This is a genomic window from Micromonospora sp. NBC_00617, assembly GCF_045161355.1.
Classification (GTDB): domain Bacteria; phylum Actinomycetota; class Actinomycetes; order Mycobacteriales; family Micromonosporaceae; genus Micromonospora.
Genome location: NZ_CP107751.1, coordinates 3593523 through 3609869 on the forward strand (window position 1 = coordinate 3593523; position 16347 = coordinate 3609869).

The 16347-nt window shown below is 70.4% G+C and carries 16 protein-coding genes; 7 read left to right on the forward strand and 9 right to left on the reverse strand.

Features of this window, described 5'->3' with window-relative positions; all coding sequences use genetic code 11:
- Positions 1-13: 13 nt before the first annotated feature.
- Complete coding sequence (locus OG505_RS16435) at positions 14-712, reverse strand: acyltransferase (RefSeq protein ID WP_405434295.1); 699 nt, start codon at positions 710-712, stop codon at positions 14-16.
- The gene (locus OG505_RS16440; RefSeq protein WP_405434296.1) at positions 712-1254 is read right to left on the reverse strand and encodes a DapH/DapD/GlmU-related protein; all 543 of its coding nucleotides are present in this window, start codon (positions 1252-1254) and stop codon (positions 712-714) included. The genes OG505_RS16435 and OG505_RS16440 overlap by 1 nt, the downstream gene beginning before the upstream one ends.
- 275 nt (positions 1255-1529) lie before the next feature.
- On the opposite strand from OG505_RS16440, the gene OG505_RS16445 reads away from it, so the two are divergent.
- The 3 genes from OG505_RS16445 to OG505_RS16455 all read left to right on the forward strand — a co-directional run bounded on the left by OG505_RS16445 (position 1530) and on the right by OG505_RS16455 (position 6818).
- Positions 1530-2630, forward strand: coding sequence for a RimK family alpha-L-glutamate ligase (locus OG505_RS16445; protein ID WP_405434298.1), 1101 nt, complete (start codon positions 1530-1532; stop codon positions 2628-2630).
- 58 nt (positions 2631-2688) lie between these two features.
- Entirely contained in the window at positions 2689-5805 is a 3117-nt protein-coding gene (locus tag OG505_RS16450) for a M14 family zinc carboxypeptidase (protein WP_405434300.1), read from the forward strand.
- A gap of 92 nt (positions 5806-5897) precedes the next feature.
- The gene (locus OG505_RS16455; RefSeq protein WP_405434302.1) at positions 5898-6818 is read left to right on the forward strand and encodes an NAD(+)/NADH kinase; all 921 of its coding nucleotides are present in this window, start codon (positions 5898-5900) and stop codon (positions 6816-6818) included.
- A gap of 69 nt (positions 6819-6887) precedes the next feature.
- On the opposite strand, the gene pgm is transcribed toward OG505_RS16455, so the two are convergent.
- Together pgm and glgC are read right to left on the reverse strand one after the other, a co-directional pair.
- Positions 6888-8531 (reverse strand): phosphoglucomutase (alpha-D-glucose-1,6-bisphosphate-dependent), encoded by a 1644-nt coding sequence (gene pgm, locus OG505_RS16460; RefSeq protein WP_405434303.1) that lies wholly within the window; start codon positions 8529-8531, stop codon positions 6888-6890.
- Positions 8532-8560: 29 nt separating this feature from the next.
- Positions 8561-9793 (reverse strand): glucose-1-phosphate adenylyltransferase, encoded by a 1233-nt coding sequence (gene glgC / locus OG505_RS16465; RefSeq protein WP_405434304.1) that lies wholly within the window; start codon positions 9791-9793, stop codon positions 8561-8563.
- A gap of 72 nt (positions 9794-9865) precedes the next feature.
- On the opposite strand from glgC, the gene glgA reads away from it, so the two are divergent.
- Positions 9866-11074, forward strand: a complete 1209-nt coding sequence (gene glgA, locus OG505_RS16470; RefSeq protein WP_405434306.1) for a glycogen synthase — start codon at positions 9866-9868, stop codon at positions 11072-11074.
- A gap of 9 nt (positions 11075-11083) precedes the next feature.
- Here the strand turns inward: glgA and OG505_RS16475 are convergent, their stop codons facing one another.
- Positions 11084-11533: a winged helix-turn-helix transcriptional regulator gene (locus tag OG505_RS16475; protein ID WP_405425437.1), complete on the reverse strand. Its 450-nt coding sequence runs from the start codon at positions 11531-11533 to the stop codon at positions 11084-11086.
- 139 nt (positions 11534-11672) lie between these two features.
- On the opposite strand from OG505_RS16475, the gene OG505_RS16480 reads away from it, so the two are divergent.
- Together OG505_RS16480 and OG505_RS16485 are read left to right on the forward strand one after the other, a co-directional pair.
- The gene (locus OG505_RS16480) at positions 11673-12581 is read left to right on the forward strand and encodes an aldo/keto reductase family oxidoreductase (protein WP_405425439.1); all 909 of its coding nucleotides are present in this window, start codon (positions 11673-11675) and stop codon (positions 12579-12581) included.
- Between the two features lie 540 nt (positions 12582-13121).
- Entirely contained in the window at positions 13122-13655 is a 534-nt protein-coding gene (locus OG505_RS16485; RefSeq protein ID WP_405425441.1) for a hypothetical protein, read from the forward strand.
- Here OG505_RS16485 and OG505_RS16490 read toward each other — a convergent pair.
- Both OG505_RS16490 and OG505_RS16495 read right to left on the reverse strand, forming a co-directional pair.
- Positions 13553-14782: a helix-turn-helix domain-containing protein gene (locus tag OG505_RS16490; protein ID WP_405425443.1), complete on the reverse strand. Its 1230-nt coding sequence runs from the start codon at positions 14780-14782 to the stop codon at positions 13553-13555. The two genes, OG505_RS16485 and OG505_RS16490, sit on opposite strands and share 103 nt — an antisense overlap.
- Positions 14783-14798: 16 nt before the next feature.
- Positions 14799-15014: a hypothetical protein gene (locus OG505_RS16495; protein ID WP_405425445.1), complete on the reverse strand. Its 216-nt coding sequence runs from the start codon at positions 15012-15014 to the stop codon at positions 14799-14801.
- Positions 15015-15212: 198 nt separating this feature from the next.
- Here OG505_RS16495 and OG505_RS16500 point away from each other — a divergent pair, with 198 nt between their 5' ends.
- Positions 15213-15440 (forward strand): winged helix-turn-helix domain-containing protein, encoded by a 228-nt coding sequence (locus OG505_RS16500; RefSeq protein WP_354856718.1) that lies wholly within the window; start codon positions 15213-15215, stop codon positions 15438-15440.
- Between the two features lie 148 nt (positions 15441-15588).
- On the opposite strand, the gene OG505_RS16505 is transcribed toward OG505_RS16500, so the two are convergent.
- Together OG505_RS16505 and OG505_RS16510 are read right to left on the reverse strand one after the other, a co-directional pair.
- Complete coding sequence (locus OG505_RS16505; protein ID WP_405425447.1) at positions 15589-16044, reverse strand: type II toxin-antitoxin system VapC family toxin; 456 nt, start codon at positions 16042-16044, stop codon at positions 15589-15591.
- Positions 16034-16291 carry an AbrB/MazE/SpoVT family DNA-binding domain-containing protein gene (locus tag OG505_RS16510; protein WP_354856713.1) on the reverse strand — a complete coding sequence of 86 codons (258 nt, stop codon included), beginning with the start codon at positions 16289-16291 and terminating at the stop codon, positions 16034-16036. The genes OG505_RS16505 and OG505_RS16510 overlap by 11 nt, the downstream gene beginning before the upstream one ends.
- Positions 16292-16347 lie beyond the last annotated feature (56 nt).

Below are 16347 nucleotides of genomic sequence, written 5' to 3' on the forward strand. Positions count from 1 at the left end.
CGCACTGCTTCGACTACCGGGCCTGGCGGCCGGTGGTCAGCGACTTCGTCACCGGCGCCGGTCGTGGCTCGGGCACCGGCAGCTCGGCCAGGCCGGCCAGTTCGGCGGAGGTCAGTCGGCGCTCCGGAGGGTAGAGCTGCCGCTCATGGTCCTGGATGGTCTCCAGCGGCCACCGCAGTCGGATCACCCGGGCCGGGTTGCCGGCGGCCACCGCGTACGGCGGCACCGACCGGGTGACGACCGCGCCGGCGCCGACCACCGCGCCCCGACCGATGATCACACCGTGCAGGATCACCGCCCGGGTGCCCACCCAGACGTCGTCCCCGATGATCACTCCCCGGTCGTGGGTCGCGTCGTCGGGTTCCTTGCCGACCGCGATCATCGGTACGCCGACCTGGTCGATGCGGTGGTTGCCACCCCGGACGGTCACCTCGGGACCGAACATGACGTTGTCGCCGATTCGGATCCGCGCCCGAGCCGCCATCAGGATCGGCCGGTGCCCCAGGTCCACGTTGTGCCCGACCTCGATCGTCTCGCAGGTGTAGACGCCGTCGGGGTCGAAGGTGAAGTTGTCCCCGCGGGCGGCGAACCGGCCGGCCAGGGCGAAGCCCCGGACGGCCCGACGGGCCCGGGCACCGGTGCACAGGAGACGATCCAGCGCCACGGCCACCGGGCCGAGGAGGGCGCCGGGTCGGCCGGCAGCCACTCGCATCAGAAACCCGCCCGGCCGGCACCGGCCTGCTCGGGCACCCCGTAGATCTGGCGGATCACCGCGGCCTTCTCGGCCGCCGGCAGGTGCCCGCACCCCAGCGATCGGGCGCGCATCCGGTCGAGATACTCGTCGACGGTGCGGATCACCCGGGCCGGAACGCCGGCCGCGACGCTGTTGTCCGGGATGTCCCGGGTCACCACCGAGCCGGCGCCGACGATGCAGCGGTTGCCGATCGTCACTCCGGGCAGAATGGTCGTCCGCACGCCGAGGTAGACGTCGTCCCCGATGGTGATCGGCGCGGTCCACTCGAGGTCGGGCACCTCTTTGCGGAGGATCAGCGTGCCACCGTCGTGGGTGATGAACTGGACCCCGGCGGTGATGTAGACGTTGTCGCCGAGGGAGACGAGCCACGGCTCGGAGCCGAACATCGCCCGGTCGATGCCGTAGAACCGGACCCGGCCCCGCAGGTCGACGCCGAGAGACCGGGCGAATCCCTCCGGGTCCCGGGCGGCGGCCCGCCGGTCCCGCAGGGCTTTTGCCATGCCGCGCACCATGCTGAGCAACGCTGTCCCCCGGTTCTCGCTGTGGGTGGGATTGATCGCGCGGTCCGAAGTGTAATTCGGCCTACTCGCCAGCATTGCCGCAATCGGCGAAATGCCGGACAGAGGATAGCAACCAGCATGACACGAACGTTGCATACATTTGCATTTGTCCCACTGTAGTCTGATAGGCGCATGTTTTACTGGCCGGCGTCCGGCTCATCGGACCGCCCACACCGCACCGCCGGCCGCGAGCCTCTGCCAGCAGAGAGACCGACATGACCAAAATTCTGATCCTGACCGACTACCGCGGCACGTTCTACTCCACGGCCCGCACCAAGCACGGTCTGTGCACGATGGACCTTGACAAGATCACCGCATACCTCACCCGTGCCGGGCTCGAACCGGAGGTCGTCCGGTTCGCCGACCTGGACCTGAGCGATGACCTGCACGGGGTGCCGGTGCTCTATACCTCGTCGGAGGATCGCGGGCTGCACTACAAGAGTTGGATCGAGGACCTGGTGCTGGCGCTGGAGACCGCCGGCGCGCGGGTCATCCCGGGCTACCGCTACCTGCGGGCGCACCACAACAAGGTGATGATGGAGGCGGTGCGCGCCCACCTCTTCCCGCAGGACGCCCGCCGCCTCGGCACCCGCACCTTCGGCACCTACGAGGAGCTCGCCACGACGGAGCTGGACGGGCCGTGGCCGAAGGTTGTCAAGTCGGCGTACGGTGCCGGCTCCCAGTTTGTGGCCCGCGCCGCCGACCGACAGGAACTGCTGAGCACCGCCCGCACCCTCAGCCAGACCCACGACCGCACCGAGGCCGTCCGCGAGCGCGGCCGACGGCTGCTGCGCCGCGACCACCACGCCAACTCGCTGCACCGGCAGAAGTTCCTGGTGCAGGCGTTGATTCCTGGGTTGAACGGTGACTTCAAGGTGCTCCGGATGGGCGAGCGCTACTACACCCTCTACCGGCGTAACCGTCCCGGTGACTTCCGGGCCAGCGGCAGCGGCGACTTCGACTTCTCGGACATGGCGGGCGTCGATCGCAACGCGTTGCTCGACTACGCAGAGCAGGTCTCGAACCTCCTCGGCACACCGCTCACCTCGCTGGATATCGGCTACGACGGCGCGGAGTTTCATCTATTCGAGTTCCAGTGCCTGCACTTCGGCACAGTGACCGCAGAAAATTCGACCGGCTACCACATCCGCGCGGGCGGCCATTGGCGGTACGTCGAGGAGGAGTGCGACATCGAGGCGGTGTTCTGCGAGGCGATCGTCGGGCACCTACGGCGCTCCGGGCCAGCACTGCCCCGACCATCACACCAGGCAGCGACGCCGACACGGTCAGCAACCTCCCTCCCATCGACCCATTGACATTGATCAGGCCGCACCGAAGGCTCGCGCCTACAGGTCCTGCACCCAAGGAGGCGCGATGAGACCGAGACGACTGGCGATCGCCGGCGTGGTCACCCTGCTCGGCGCACTGGCACTGGCCCCACCGGCGAGCGCGCGGCCACCGTCCGATCCGGGCGCCCGCGAGGGCCTTGAGGTGTACGTCGGCACGGTCGACGCGAAGCAGCGTGACCTGCTGCGCGAGGCCGGAGTGGACCTCGGCCACGACGCCAGGGCGGACGCCAGCGGCCGTACCGCCGTCGAGACGGTCCTCACTCCTCGGCAGGCGAAGCGGCTGACCGACAGGGGCGTACCCCTGCGGGTGAAGAAGGTTCGGGGCAAGGACGCGTCACAGGCGCTGCGCGAGCAGGCCGCGGCGGGCTGGTCGGCGTTTCGCCCGTACAGCGCGCCGGGTGGCCTGCGCGACGAGATCACCGCCACGGCGGCGCGGTTCCCGAAACTGACCAAGTTGGAGACGATCGGCAGGACCCAGCAGGGCAAGCCGATCCTCGCCATCAAGGTGACCAGGGACGCCACGAAGGTCCGCGACGGCCAGCGACCAGCGGTGCTCTACGCCGGCGCCCAGCACGCCCGCGAGTGGATCACGCCGGAGATGACCCGCCGGCTGATGCACCACGTGCTCGACAGCTACGGCACGAACCGGGAGATCACCCGCCTGCTCGACACGACCGAGCTGTGGTTCCTGCCGGTGGCCAACCCGGACGGCTACGACTACACCTTCACCCCCGGCAACCGGCTGTGGCGCAAGAACCTGCGCGACAACGACGGCGACGGCCAGATCGGCCCCGGCGACGGCGTCGACCTCAACCGCAACTTCGCCTACAAGTGGGGGTACGACAACGAGGGCTCCTCGCCCGACGCCAACAGCGAGACCTACCGGGGCCCCCGCCCGGCCTCGGAGCCGGAGACGAAGGCGCTGGACGGGCTGCTGCGACGGGTCGGCTTCGAGTTCTTCGTCAACTACCACTCGGCGGCCCAGCTGCTGCTCTACGGCGTCGGCTGGCAGGTGAGCACGCCGACACCGGACGACGTGATCTACCAGGCGATGGCCGGTGACGACGCCCACCCCGCCATTCCCGGCTACGACCCGGACATCTCCGCCGAGCTCTACACCACCAACGGCGACACGGACAGCCACGCCACCGTCCGGTACGGCACGTTGGGCTTCACCCCGGAGATGTCGACCTGTGACTCCGCGGCGAACGTCGACCCGGACGACCAGTGGCGCCCGGAGGACTGCGTCAGCGACTTCATCTTCCCCGACGACGAGACGCTGATCGCCGGCGAGGTGGGCAAGAACCTGCCGTTCGCGCTGGCCGTCGCCAAGTCCGCGGCCGACCCGGACGACCCGGTGTCGGTGGTGGGCCGCAGCACCCCGGACTTCGTGGTGGACGCCTTCGACACCTCGTACGGGCGGACCCAGCAGGTCGCCTCGATCACCCGCCGGGCCCTGAAGAACGTACGGATGCACTACGTCGTCAACGGTGGCCGGCCGAAGACCGTCGGGGTCCGCGAGTGGCGCGGCGGCGAGCGGTACGGCGACACCAACGACGACTACTACGCCGAACTGCGCGGCACGGTCACCGGCACGAAGCCCGGCGACCGGGTGGAGGTCTGGTTCACCGGCGTCAAACAGCGCGCCGGGGTGGTGGCCAGCAAGGTGGTGGCCAGCGAGCACTTCACCTACCGGGTGCACACCGACATCGGCGGTGACGTGCTCGTCCTCGCCATGGAGGACGTCACCGGGTTGAGCCCGGCGCAGACCGGCACCACCGCGAAGTACGCCGACGAGGTCGCCGCGTCGCTGACCGCCGCCGGGCGCAGCAGCGACGTGTACGACTTCGACGCCATGCGACGCACGGCCCCGCACCCGCTCGGCGTGCTGTCGCACTACAAGACGGTGGTCTGGGAGACCGGCGACGACGTCATCCTGCGCTCGCCCGGCCAGGTGCCCGGAACCGCGGCCAAGGCGGCGCTGGACACCGAACTGGCCGTGCGGGACTACCTCAACGAGGGCGGCAAGCTGCTCGTCAGCGGCCAGTACGCCCTCTACGCCCAGGGCGCCAACGGGTCGTACGTGTACCACCCGGACGCGCCGCCGGAGTGCGCCGACGGCGCGGATCCCACCTGCCTGCCGCTGCTGAACGACTTCCAGCAGTACTGGCTGGGCGCCCACACCTACGTCAGCGACGGCGGCACCGGCGCGGACGGCCCGTACCCGGTCCGCGGCGCCGAGGGGGCGTTCGCCGGCTTCGACGGCACCCTCAACGTGGCCGGGTCGGCGGGCAACCAGGAGCACACGGCGTCGTTCCTGACCACGTCGAGCTTCCTGCCGGTCGATCAGTTCCCGCAGTTCGCCAGCTCCGCGCCGGTGGACTGGGTCCGACCGGGGTCGGCGCCGTTCGACCCGCGCACCGGTGACTGGTACCTGTGGAGCGGGCAGGCCGACGAGTCGTTCAAGCGCCTCACCCGCACCGTGGACCTCACCGGGGCCACCAGCGGCGAGCTGCGCTTCGCCGCGTCGTACGACATCGAGACGAACTGGGACTTCCTGATCGTCGAGGCGCACGAGGTCGGCAGCGACGACTGGACGACCCTGCCCGACGCGAACGGGCACACCGCCCGGGAGGCCGGGGAGAGCTGCGCGTCGGGGTGGCGGACCATCCACCCGTTCACGGAGCACTACCAGGGCGCGGACTGCTCGCCGACCGGCAGCACCGGTGAGTGGAACGCGGCCACCGGCGCGTCCGGCGGCTGGCAGGACTTCTCGATCGACCTGTCGGCGTACGCCGGTAAGCAGGTCGAGGTGTCGATCTCGTACGTCTCCGACTGGGGCACGCAGGGCCTGGGTGTCTTCCTGGACGACGCGCGGGTGCTCATCGACGGGTCGACGGTGACCGAGACCTCGTTCGAGTCCGAGGACCTCGGCGGCTGGACGGTGGCCGGGCCGCCCGTGGGCTCCGGCGGCAACGCCACCGACTGGTCCCGCAGCCAGCAGGCGTTCGAGGAGGGGTCGGTGGTGATCACCACGGACACCGTGTACCTCGGCTTCGGGCTGGAGGGCCTGCCGCCGGCGGCCCGCAACGACCTGGTCGCCCGCTCGCTGACCCACCTGAGCGGCCGGCCGCGCCGCTGACGCCACGACGGTGCGCCGGCGGTCCGTGGACCGTCGGCGCACCTTCCCCGGTACGCCGGACGCGTCCGACGCCGGTGTGGTGAGCTGTACGGGTGGCGGGGCTGGGTCTGGTACTGCACCCCACCCGGGATGTCACCGAGGTGGTCGGGATCATCGAACGGTGGGCGACGCGCCACCACAAGTCGCTCTTCGTGCGCACGGAGGACAAGCACCGTGTCCCGGCCGGCGTCGAGCCCGTGCCGGAGAACGAGGTCGCCGTCCGCGCCGACGCCTTGATCAGCATCGGCGGCGACGGCACCATGCTGGGCGCGCTGCGCTCCGCCATCCGCGATCCGAAGCCGGTGCTCGGCGTGCACCTGGGCCGGCTCGGTTTCCTCGTCGAGATCGAGCCGCCGGCGCTACCCGAGGCGCTGAGCCGGCTGCTGTCGAAGGACTTCACCATCGAGTCGCACGCCTGCCTGGCCTGCGACGTGTGCGGCGACGACGTCGTGGCGTTCAACGACATCGCGCTGGTCCGGCGGCCCGGCTCGGGCTTCGTCACCGCCACCCTGGCCGTCGACGGGCAGCAGTACGGCTACTACCGCGCCGACGCCGTGGTGGTGAGCACGCCGACCGGCTCCACCGCGTACAGCTATGCCGCCGGTGGTCCGTTGATCTCCCCGGCGGCGGACGCGGTGGTCGTCACCCCGTCGGCGCCGATGGCCGGCATCTCCCGCTCGGTGGTGCTCTCCGGGGGCGAGAAGATCCGGCTGGAGCTGGAGCCGCACTCGTCGGCCGTCGTGGTGGAGATGGACGGGCTGGTGTTCCGGGACGCGGCGAACGAGGGTGCGGTGGACATCAGCTACCGGCGCGACGCCGGGCTGGTGGTGCGCTTCGACCCGCTGCGGTACCAGGAACGCAACCAGTTGAAGATGAGCCTGCTCGACCTGCCGTTCCTTCCCGAACAGCTCAAGGCACTACTCCCAGAGGAACTCCAGAACCCCAACGAAAACGAATTCCCCCCACGCTGCTGACCCCACCCCTCACCCCCGCCCCACCCCGCCCCGCGGTGGGGGCTCGGGGTGGGGGTGGGGGTGGGTGGGTTAGGTCTGGGTCAGGGCCTGGTCTACCAGGGTTTTGGCTTCTTCCTGGATCTTCTTGAGGTGGTCGGGGCCTTGGAAGGACTCGGCGTAGATCTTGTAGACGTCTTCCGTACCCGAGGGCCGTGCGGCGAACCAGCCGGACTCGGTGCTCACCTTGAGGCCGCCGATCGGGGCGTTGTTGCCCGGGGCGGTGGTCAGGGTCGCGGTGATCGGCTCACCGGCCAGCTCGGTGGCGTCAACCTGGTCCGGGGAGAGCTTGGCGAGCACGGCCTTCTGTTCCCGGGTGGCCGGGGCGTCGATCCGGGCGTACGCGGGCGCGCCGAACCGCTCGGCCAGCTCCGCCCAGTGCTCGCTCGGGCTGCGACCGGTGGTGGCCAGGATCTCGGCGGCGAGCAGGCAGAGCAGGATGCCGTCCTTGTCGGTGGTCCAGGTGGAGCCGTCGCGGCGCAGGAACGACGCCCCGGCGCTCTCCTCACCGCCGAAGCCGACCGCCCCGTCGAGCAGGCCGGGCACGAACCACTTGAAGCCGACCGGCACCTCCAGCAGCGGCCGACCCAGATCGGCGGCCACCCGGTCGATCATCGAGGACGACACCAGGGTCTTGCCCACCGCGGCGGCCGGACCCCAGTTGGCGCGGGTACGGAACAGGTGCCCGATCGCCACCGCCAGGAAGTGGTTCGGATTCATCAGGCCGGCGTCGGGGGTGACGATGCCGTGCCGGTCGGCGTCGGCGTCGTTGCCCGTGGAGATCTGGTAGTCGGCGCGGGCGGCGATCAAAGACGCCATCGCGTTCGGCGAGGAGCAGTCCATCCGGATCTTGCCGTCCCCGTCGAGGGTCATGAACCGCCAGGTCGGGTCGACCGTCGGGTTGACCACGGTCAGGTCCAGTCGGTGCCGTTCGGCGATCTCCCCCCAGTACGCCACGCTCGCCCCGCCGAGCGGGTCCGCGCCGATCCGGATACCGGCGTCGCGGATGGCGTCGATGTCGATCGCCGCCGGCAGGTCGTCGACGTAGTGGGCGAGGAAGTCGTACTCACCGGTGGTGTCGGCGGCGCGGGCCCGCGCGTAGGTAATCCGGCGGACCTCCTTGAGCCCGGCGGTGAGGATCGCGTTGGCGCGGTCCTGGATCCACCGGGTGACGTCGGTGTCGGCGGGCCCGCCGTTGGTGGGGTTGTACTTGAAGCCCCCGTCGTCGGGCGGGTTGTGCGACGGGGTGATGACGATGCCGTCGGCGAGCCCGCTGGTGCGGCCCCGGTTGTGGGTGAGGATCGCGTGCGACAGCGCCGGCGTGGGGGTGTAGCCGTCGCGGCTGTCGAGAAGCACGGTGACCCCGTTGGCGGCGAGCACCTCCAGCGCGTCCACGGCGGCCGGCGCGGAGAGCGCGTGCGTGTCCCGGGCCAGGAACAGCGGGCCGTCGAGGCCCTGCTCGCGCCGGTAGTCGCAGAGCGCCTGGGTGACCGCCAGGATGTGGTCGGAGTTGAAGGCGTTGCGCAGGCTGGAGCCCCGGTGGCCGGAGGTGCCGAAGGACACCTGCTGCGCCGGGTCCGCTGGGTCCGGATGCTCGGCGTAGTAGGCGGTCACCAGGCGCGGCACGTCGACCAGGTCGGCGGGCTCGGCGGGCTGGCCGGCACGGGGATGGGTCACGGGGGTCTACCTTCCTGCTGGTGCGACGGTCACGGCTCGACCCGCTGGCCCTTGCCGATGACCACGATGCCGTTGTCGGAGACGGTGTAGCGCTGCCGGTCCTTCTCCAGGTCGACGCCGATCTCGGCGCCCTCCGGGACGAACACGTTCTTGTCCAGGATGGCCCGCCGAACCACCGCGTGCCGGCCGATCTCGACACCCTCCATCAGCACCGAGCCCTCGACGTGCGCCCAGGAGTGCACCCGCACCTTCGGCGACACGATCGAGTTCTCCACCAGCGAGCCGGAGATCACCACACCCGGCGAGACCATCGAGCCGACCGCGCGGCCGACCCGCTCACCCCACTGGTGGACGAATTTCGCCGGCGGCCACGGCGGCTGCTCGGTGTAGATCGGCCAGTCGAAGTTGTACATGTTGAAGACGGGGTGCACGTTGATCAGATCCATGTGCGCGTCGTAGAACGAGTCGAGCGTCCCCACGTCCCGCCAGTAGCCGCGGTCCCGGTCGGTGCTGCCCGGCACCTCGTTGTCGCGGAAGTCGTAGACGTTCGCCTCGCCCCGCTCGACGAGCATCGGGATGATGCTGCCGCCCATGTCGTGCTTGCTGGACTTGTCGGCCGCGTCCCGCTCGACCGCCTCGCAGAGGGCGCGGGTGGTGAAGACGTAGTTGCCCATCGAGGCGTAGATCTCGTCGGGCGCGTCCGGCAGGCCGACCGCGTCGGTGGGCTTCTCGCGGAACGCACGGATCTTCCGGCCGTCCGCGCCGACCTCGATGACACCGAACTGGTCGGCCATCGACAGGGGCTGGCGGATGCCGGCGACGGTCACCGCCGCGCCGGAGGCGATGTGGTCCTCCACCATCTGCCGCGGGTCCATCCGGTAGATGTGGTCGGCGCCGAAGACGATCACGTGGTCGGGCTGCTCGTCGTTGATGAGGTTGAAGCTCTGGTAGATGGCGTCGGCCGAGCCGGCGAACCACCACGGGCCACGACGCTGCTGCGCGGGCACCGGGGTGACGTAGTTGCCGAGCAGCGTGGACATCCGCCAGGTCTTGGTGATGTGTCGGTCGAGGGAGTGGGACTTGTACTGGGTCAGCACGACGATCTTGAGATAGCCGGCGTTGGCCAGGTTGGAGAGGACGAAGTCGACCATGCGGTACATCCCGCCGAACGGGACGGCCGGCTTGGCCCGGTCTGTGGTGAGTGGCATCAGGCGCTTGCCCTCCCCACCCGCCAGGACGATCGCGAGCACCTTGGCAGCCATGCCCCGACGCTATCCACCCGCGTCGGACTTCACCACTCGTACGGGGACTCTTCTGCACTAGGGTGCGGGGTCATGACGGAACCAACCCCGCTGCGCGTCGATCTGCTCACCCGCGAGTACCCACCGGAGGTCTACGGCGGCGCGGGCGTGCACGTCGAGTACCTGGCCCGGGAGTTGCGCCGCCTCGCCGACGTCCGGGTGCACTGCTTCGGCCTCGCGCGCACCGAGCCGGGAGTCACCGCGTACGCCGATCCGCCCGGCCTGACCGGCGCGAACGCCGCGCTGCGCACGATGGGCGTGGATCTGGAGATGGCCGCCGGCACGGCCGGCACCGACGTGGTGCACAGCCACACCTGGTACGCGAACCTGGCCGGGCACACCGCGAAGCTGCTGCACGGGGTGCCGCACGTGGTGACCGCGCACAGCCTGGAGCCGCTGCGGCCGTGGAAGGCCGAGCAGCTCGGCGGCGGGTACACGCTCTCCTCCTGGATCGAGCGCACCGCGATGGAGGCCGCCGACGCGGTGATCGCGGTCAGTGGGGGGATGCGCAACGACGTCCTCGCCGCCTACCCACAGATCGACCCGGACCGGGTCCGGGTGGTCTACAACGGCATCGACACCGTGCAGTACGCGCCGGACTCCGACACCGACGTGCTGGAGCGCCTCGGCATCGACCCCGCGCTGCCCAGCGTGGTGTACGTGGGCAGGATCACCCGGCAGAAGGGCCTGCCCTACCTGCTGCGGGCCGCCCGGGAGTTGCCGGCGGACACCCAGCTCGTGCTCCTCGCCGGCGCACCTGACACGGCCGAGATCGCCGCCGAGGTCCAGGGCCTGGTGGCCGAGCTGCGGGCCAACCGTTCCGGGGTGGTCTGGGTGGCCGAGATGCTGCCCAAGCCCGAGGTGATCCAGGTGCTCACCCACGCCACCGTCTTCGCCTGCCCGTCGGTGTACGAGCCGATGGGCATCGTCAACCTGGAGGCGATGGCCTGCGAAACGGCCGTGGTGGCGACCGCCACCGGCGGCATCCCCGAGGTGGTGGCCGACGGCGAGACCGGTCTGCTGGTGCCCATCGAACAGGCCACCGACGGCTCCGGCACGCCGCTGGCTCCGGAGACGTTCGTCGCCGACCTGGCGGCGGCGATCAACACGCTGCTCGCCGACCCGGCGCGCACCGAGCGGTTCGGCCTGGCCGGCCGGCGGCGCGCGGTCGAGCACTTCTCCTGGGACGCGATCGCCCGGCAGACCCTGGACGTGTACCGCTCGGTCGGGGCGGCGGGCTGACAGGCCCGGTCATCCCGCGGAGGCACGCGCGTCGTACGCCGCGCGGTTGTCGAGCACCTCGTCCATGTGCGTCTGGGCCCAGCCCTTGATGCCGCGCATCATCTGGTGCAGCGAGAGGCCGAGGTCGGTCAACTCGTAGGTGACAGTGACGGGCACCGTCGCCGTCGCCGTACGCGTGATCAGGCCGTCGCGTTCCAGGGAGCGCAGCGTCTGGGTGAGCATCTTCTGGCTGACGCCTGCCAGTAGGCGCGACAGCTCGGAGTAGCGCAGCGGGCGGGGTTCACCGGCGCAGTCAGCGCCGAACCGGTGGGAGCCGTCGCTGCCCAGCGCGGCCAGGATCAGCGTGACCCACTTGTCGGAGATCCGGTCGAGCAGTTTGCGGCTGGGGCACTCGGCCAGGAAGACGTCGTACTCCGCCCTGGTCTGTGCTCTCTGCTGGGCCGCCGTCGTCGTCGCCATCCGCGCCGCTCCCCACCTGTTGGTGTGTTACGCACTTGAGAGTGCCTACTTCCTGTCAGGAAGTTACCCGCCCATAGTGAAGCAGGCACCTGCGCGGCACCGATCGCGCCGCACTCCACCTGGAATCCGAGGTCTGCACATGCGCTCCACGTCCCTTCCCGACGACGCCCGCGCCCTGCCCGACGACAGCGCTTCCGTGCCCGGCGGCACCTGGATGCTTGGCGACCTGAACGTCACCCGCTTCGGCTACGGCGCCATGCAACTCGCCGGCCCGTGGGTAATGGGGCCGCCCGCCGACCACGACGGCGCGCTCGCCGTCCTGCGCGAGGTCGTCGACCTCGGCATCACCCACATCGACACCAGCGACGCGTACGGGCCAGGCATCACCAACAGGCTGATCCGGGAGGCCCTGCACCCGTACCCCGAATCGCTGCACATCGTCACGAAGGTCGGCGCGACCCGCGACCAGCAGGGCGGTTGGCCTCCCGCCCGTAAGCCCGACGACCTGCGCCGGGCGGTCCACGAGAACCTGGAGAACCTCGGCGTCGAGGTGCTCGACCTGGTCAACCTGCGGCTCGGCAACGCCGAAGGCCCGCAACCCGGCTCGCTCGCCGAACCGTTCGAGACGCTCGTCGACCTCCAGCAGCAGGGCCTGATCCGGCACCTCGGCGTGAGCACCGCGACGGCGCAGCAGGTCGCCGAGGCGCAGGCGATCGCGCCGATCGTGTGCGTACAGAACATGTACAATTTGGCCTTCCGCCAGGACGACGAGCTGATCGACATGCTCGCCGAACAGGGCGTCGCCTACGTGCCCTACTTCCCGCTCGGCGGCTTCAGCCCGCTCCAGTCCGCGGCCCTGTCGGCCGTGGCCGCCAGGTTGGCCACCACGCCGATGTCGGTCGCCCTGGCCTGGCTGCTGCGGCGCTCGCCGAACATCCTGCTCATTCCGGGTACGTCGTCAGTCGCGCACCTACGCGAGAACGTCGCCGGCGCAGGGCTGTCGCTCTCCGACGAAGACCTCGCCGAACTGGACAAGATCGGAAAGTGACGACGCGTCCGCCGCGCGGGGCGCACGGCCGCCCTCGTGTCGGGGTGCGGCGGCGCCTCGGGCGGCGGGCGTTCCGTGCGGCGGACGCCTCGTCGGCGGTGTCGTCGACCGACCCGAGCGCCCTGCGGTGGTCAGGTAGACGATCCCGATTCCACTGCGCCGCACGCCGATCAGTTGATCGGACTCGACGATGAAATGCGACCAGGTCGTGAACCCGCCGATGAGCCCGAAGCCGCCACTCTCACCTGTTCGATCATGGCCGGAAGACTCCGTCACCTGAGCCGCTCCGCTGGGTCCGATGATCCGCGTCAACAGCGGCCGAAAGCGTCGTACACCTGCTCTAGTCTTCGTGGGTGATCGATGCGTTGGCGCAGGCGGAGGCCGCTGTGGCGGCCTGCCTCGACCGCGCCACCTGGGCCGCCGACGAGCGGGACCTCGTCGCCTCCCTGGACGCCGCCCACCGCCTGGAGCAACGGCTGGCCGCGGTCAAGCTGGCCCTCGTATGCGAGCTGGACGGTCGAGGCATCGCCACCGCGCAGGGTGCGTCCTCGACGGCGGTGTGGCTGCGCGACCGCTTGCGACTCGGGGTCGGCGCCGCGCGCCGTCTGGTCGAGCTCGCCGCCACGCGCGACGCCGCACAGCGCCGCCGGTGCGGAGGCTGCCGACAAGGCCGTCGGTGTCCTCGTCGACTGGGCCGCGCACTTCGACGCCGTCCTGCTGCGCAAGCTCGGCACCCGGATCCTCGACCACGTCGCCCCGGAGGTCGCCGACGCGGCCGCCGAGGCGGCGCTGCGGGCACAGGAGTCGCGCGAGGCCCGCGACCGGCACGTGACAGTGAGCGAGCAGCCGAACGGGCGGCTGCGCCTCTCCGGCATCCTCGACACCGAAGCCGCCGCACTGCTGCGCACCGGCGACCTGCCCGAGAACGGCGGTGACGTCAGCGCCGACGGACCAGTCAGCAGCGCCGGGTGTCAGGTGACGCGGAGGGTGGCGGCGAGGTGGGCCAGCCCGGCCGGGGCGTCGGCGGACCGCCACGTGACCGCGACCAGCTTCCGTGTCGCGGGCCGGTCGTGAACCTCGCCGTGGGCGGTGCGTTCCGCTTCGAGCAGGGTCCGGCCCGCCCGGAGCATGTCGCCGACGTGGGCGTACGCGCGGGCCACGTCGAGGAGGTACGCGGCCCGATGCTCGGGCGGCAGCCACCGCCACTTGTCGGTGGCTACCAGTCGCTCGTGCCGTACGGTCGCCGCCGCGACGTCGCCGAGGGCCGCCTCGGCCACCACTCGCGCTGCCTCGACCGCCGCACGGCCGAAACCCCAGCCGCCACTGGAACCACCGCCACCGAAACCCCAGCCACCAGTGTCACCGCCAGCAGGGCCGCCGCTGGGCCCGTCGTGTTGGGCGATCCGCGCAGCCTGGTCGAGCGACCGGGTGGCACCGCGTGCGTCTCCCCCACCTGCGGCGGCGAAGGCGGCCTGGAGGAGCAACGTCCCGCGCAGCGAGGACACGGCCGGAGAGCTACCACCGTCCCGGGACTCTTCGATGCGCTCGGCGGCGACGAGCGCGGCTTCCAGAGCCGACCTTCGCCGGCCGCGGGACTGTAGCGCCTGACTCAGCGACACGGTGGCAACGCCGGCGAGCTGTGCGTCATTCGTGGCGAGGGCGACGGCCATCCCACGGTCGGCGGCCAGCCAGGCCAACTCCCCCTGGTCGACCTTCACCAGCAGCAGGGCGGTCAACCCGTACACCGAGACCAGCAGTGCGTCGGTCGCCCTTCCGGGGCGAGCGGCCTGCGTCTCGCGGGCGGCGTCGAGCAGTCCAGGTAGCAGGGCGAGCAGCGTCGCGTACCGGGCGTGCCGGTAGCTCTGTTCGGCGTGATCCAGCCGGGCACGTAACTCGTCGACGATCGACGGCTGCGTCGAACCCCGCAGGTGGTACCGGGCCAGTGCGCTCCGAATCTCCTCCACCCCTGCGCCGATGGGGTCCGCCCGCACGGGCCGCGCGGGCAACAGGACCTCCACATCGATGCGGAGGGTTTCGGCGATCTCCCGCAGGTTGGACACCCGCTCCAGCCGGCGTACCCCACGCTCGACCTTGTCCACCCAGCTCTTGGACTTGCCGAGACGGTCGGCGAACTGCTGCTGCGTCATGTTGCGCCGCACCCGCCACTGGGCGACCCGGCGACCTACCGGCAGCTCGTTCACCGCGAGCCCGTCGCGCTCACCGCAGCACCCCCACCACGACCAACAGGAGTACGACCACCGCGATCACGAGTCCGTAGGCGTACTGCCGTCGGGTGACCGGCGCCCGCGCTGAACGCGGCGGACAGGGCACCCGATCCCCGTCCGGCTGCGGAGGCCGACCGCCGGCAACCGGGTACGCCGGCGGCAACGGCCCATTCGACGAACGCTCGTCCAACTGTGCCTCCTCGAACATGACGGAAGGGGTGGTAACGACGCAGGTCAGGGCGGAGCGACACGGGGGAACCGCCCCGCCCTGCCAGGAGGAACTCCGCTGCTGACGAGAGACCCTCTGCCCTCAACTTAGAAGGCACTGCCTTCACAGTCAACAGAGCATGCACGGTGAGTTACCCACAGTGCGAAGATCGGTGCGCTGACGAGAGGTGGCGCCACCATGCCGCAAGCACCGCTGTACGAGCAGATCATCGATGACGTTGCTGCTTCGATTCAGGCCGGCACGTTGCAGCCGGGCGACAAACTGCCCTCCATCGCCGAGATGCGAGAGCAGTACCAGTCGAGCGCTTGGCCGGTGCGTTACGCCCTGCGGATCTTGGAGGAGCGAGGCTGGATCGTCACTCGCCAGGGCAAGGGCTCGTTCGTGGCACCGAACCCGCCCGCCTGAGCCTGAGCACACACCCCCGTTCCTTGATCGTTGTCGGCTGAGCAGTGCGACACACCGAGCGCGGTGCTGCTGAGGTGCCAACGATCACCGGCCGCTCGACCGCGACCACGGGCTCCTCGTGAAGATCCGCGCTCCGGGGACGGGACGGTCAGTCGGCTGGCGTGATCAGCGTCAGGGTCGGGAAGTATGTGCGGTAGCGCGCCCCGTCACGGGTCAGCAGGTGGTACCGGCACACGGCGGCATGCGCGCCGATGTAGAAATCGGCTACCAGCGACCGTTTCGTGCCACCCAGTTTGCGGTACCGCGTGTAGGCCTTGCCGGCGAGGAAGCCGGCCAGGTATGGAAGCTCCTCGCGCAGGAAGTCCCCTGCCGGCAATGCCTCGTCCAACTCCTCGATGCGGGCGAAACGGACCGACACCTCGGCGTACACGATGGGGTTGATCACCAAGTTGCCCGCGTCGCGCGCCTCGGCGAGGGCGCTTCCGGACCAGTCTGCCCACTTGAGGTCGTCGGTCAGGATGTCCAGCAGCACGTTGGTGTCGACCAGGGTCGTCACCGCGTCCGGCGAGCGCGGCGGCAGGGCGCGGAGCCGGTCACTCGCCACGTAACAGCTCCATCAGCTCCTCGGTGGACATGTGCTCGGTCTCCTTGGCGCTGCCTCGACCGCGCATGTGGCGGACGAGTCGCTGACCCCGGGTGTCGGAGCCGTGTACGCGCACGATGCGCAGGGCCCCGCCCTCCTCCACCACGTCGACCTCGTCGCCCTCGTGCAGGTTGTAACGGGCTCGCAGCGCGGCCGGGATGGTCACCTGGCCCTTGCTGTTCAACCGCATGCTCTGTACCTCCGTCACGTAATACGAACGATACGTGACACCTACCGTTACGCGGTGCGTCCGATGAACCGCGC

Bases quoted from the DNA above. Each gene is read 5' to 3' on its own strand.
- OG505_RS16435 (WP_405434295.1), bottom strand. From the start codon at position 712: ATGCGAGTGGCTGCCGGCCGACCCGGCGCCCTCCTCGGCCCGGTGGCC.
- OG505_RS16440 (WP_405434296.1), bottom strand. From the start codon at position 1,254: ATGGCAAAAGCCCTGCGGGACCGGCGGGCCGCCGCCCGGGACCCGGAG.
- OG505_RS16445 (WP_405434298.1), top strand. From the start codon at position 1,530: ATGACCAAAATTCTGATCCTGACCGACTACCGCGGCACGTTCTACTCC.
- OG505_RS16450 (WP_405434300.1), top strand. From the start codon at position 2,689: ATGAGACCGAGACGACTGGCGATCGCCGGCGTGGTCACCCTGCTCGGC.
- glgC (WP_405434304.1), bottom strand. From the start codon at position 9,793: ATGGCTGCCAAGGTGCTCGCGATCGTCCTGGCGGGTGGGGAGGGCAAG.
- glgA (WP_405434306.1), top strand. From the start codon at position 9,866: ATGACGGAACCAACCCCGCTGCGCGTCGATCTGCTCACCCGCGAGTAC.
- OG505_RS16475 (WP_405425437.1), bottom strand. From the start codon at position 11,533: ATGGCGACGACGACGGCGGCCCAGCAGAGAGCACAGACCAGGGCGGAG.
- OG505_RS16480 (WP_405425439.1), top strand. From the start codon at position 11,673: ATGCGCTCCACGTCCCTTCCCGACGACGCCCGCGCCCTGCCCGACGAC.
- OG505_RS16495 (WP_405425445.1), bottom strand. From the start codon at position 15,014: ATGTTCGAGGAGGCACAGTTGGACGAGCGTTCGTCGAATGGGCCGTTG.
- OG505_RS16500 (WP_354856718.1), top strand. From the start codon at position 15,213: ATGCCGCAAGCACCGCTGTACGAGCAGATCATCGATGACGTTGCTGCT.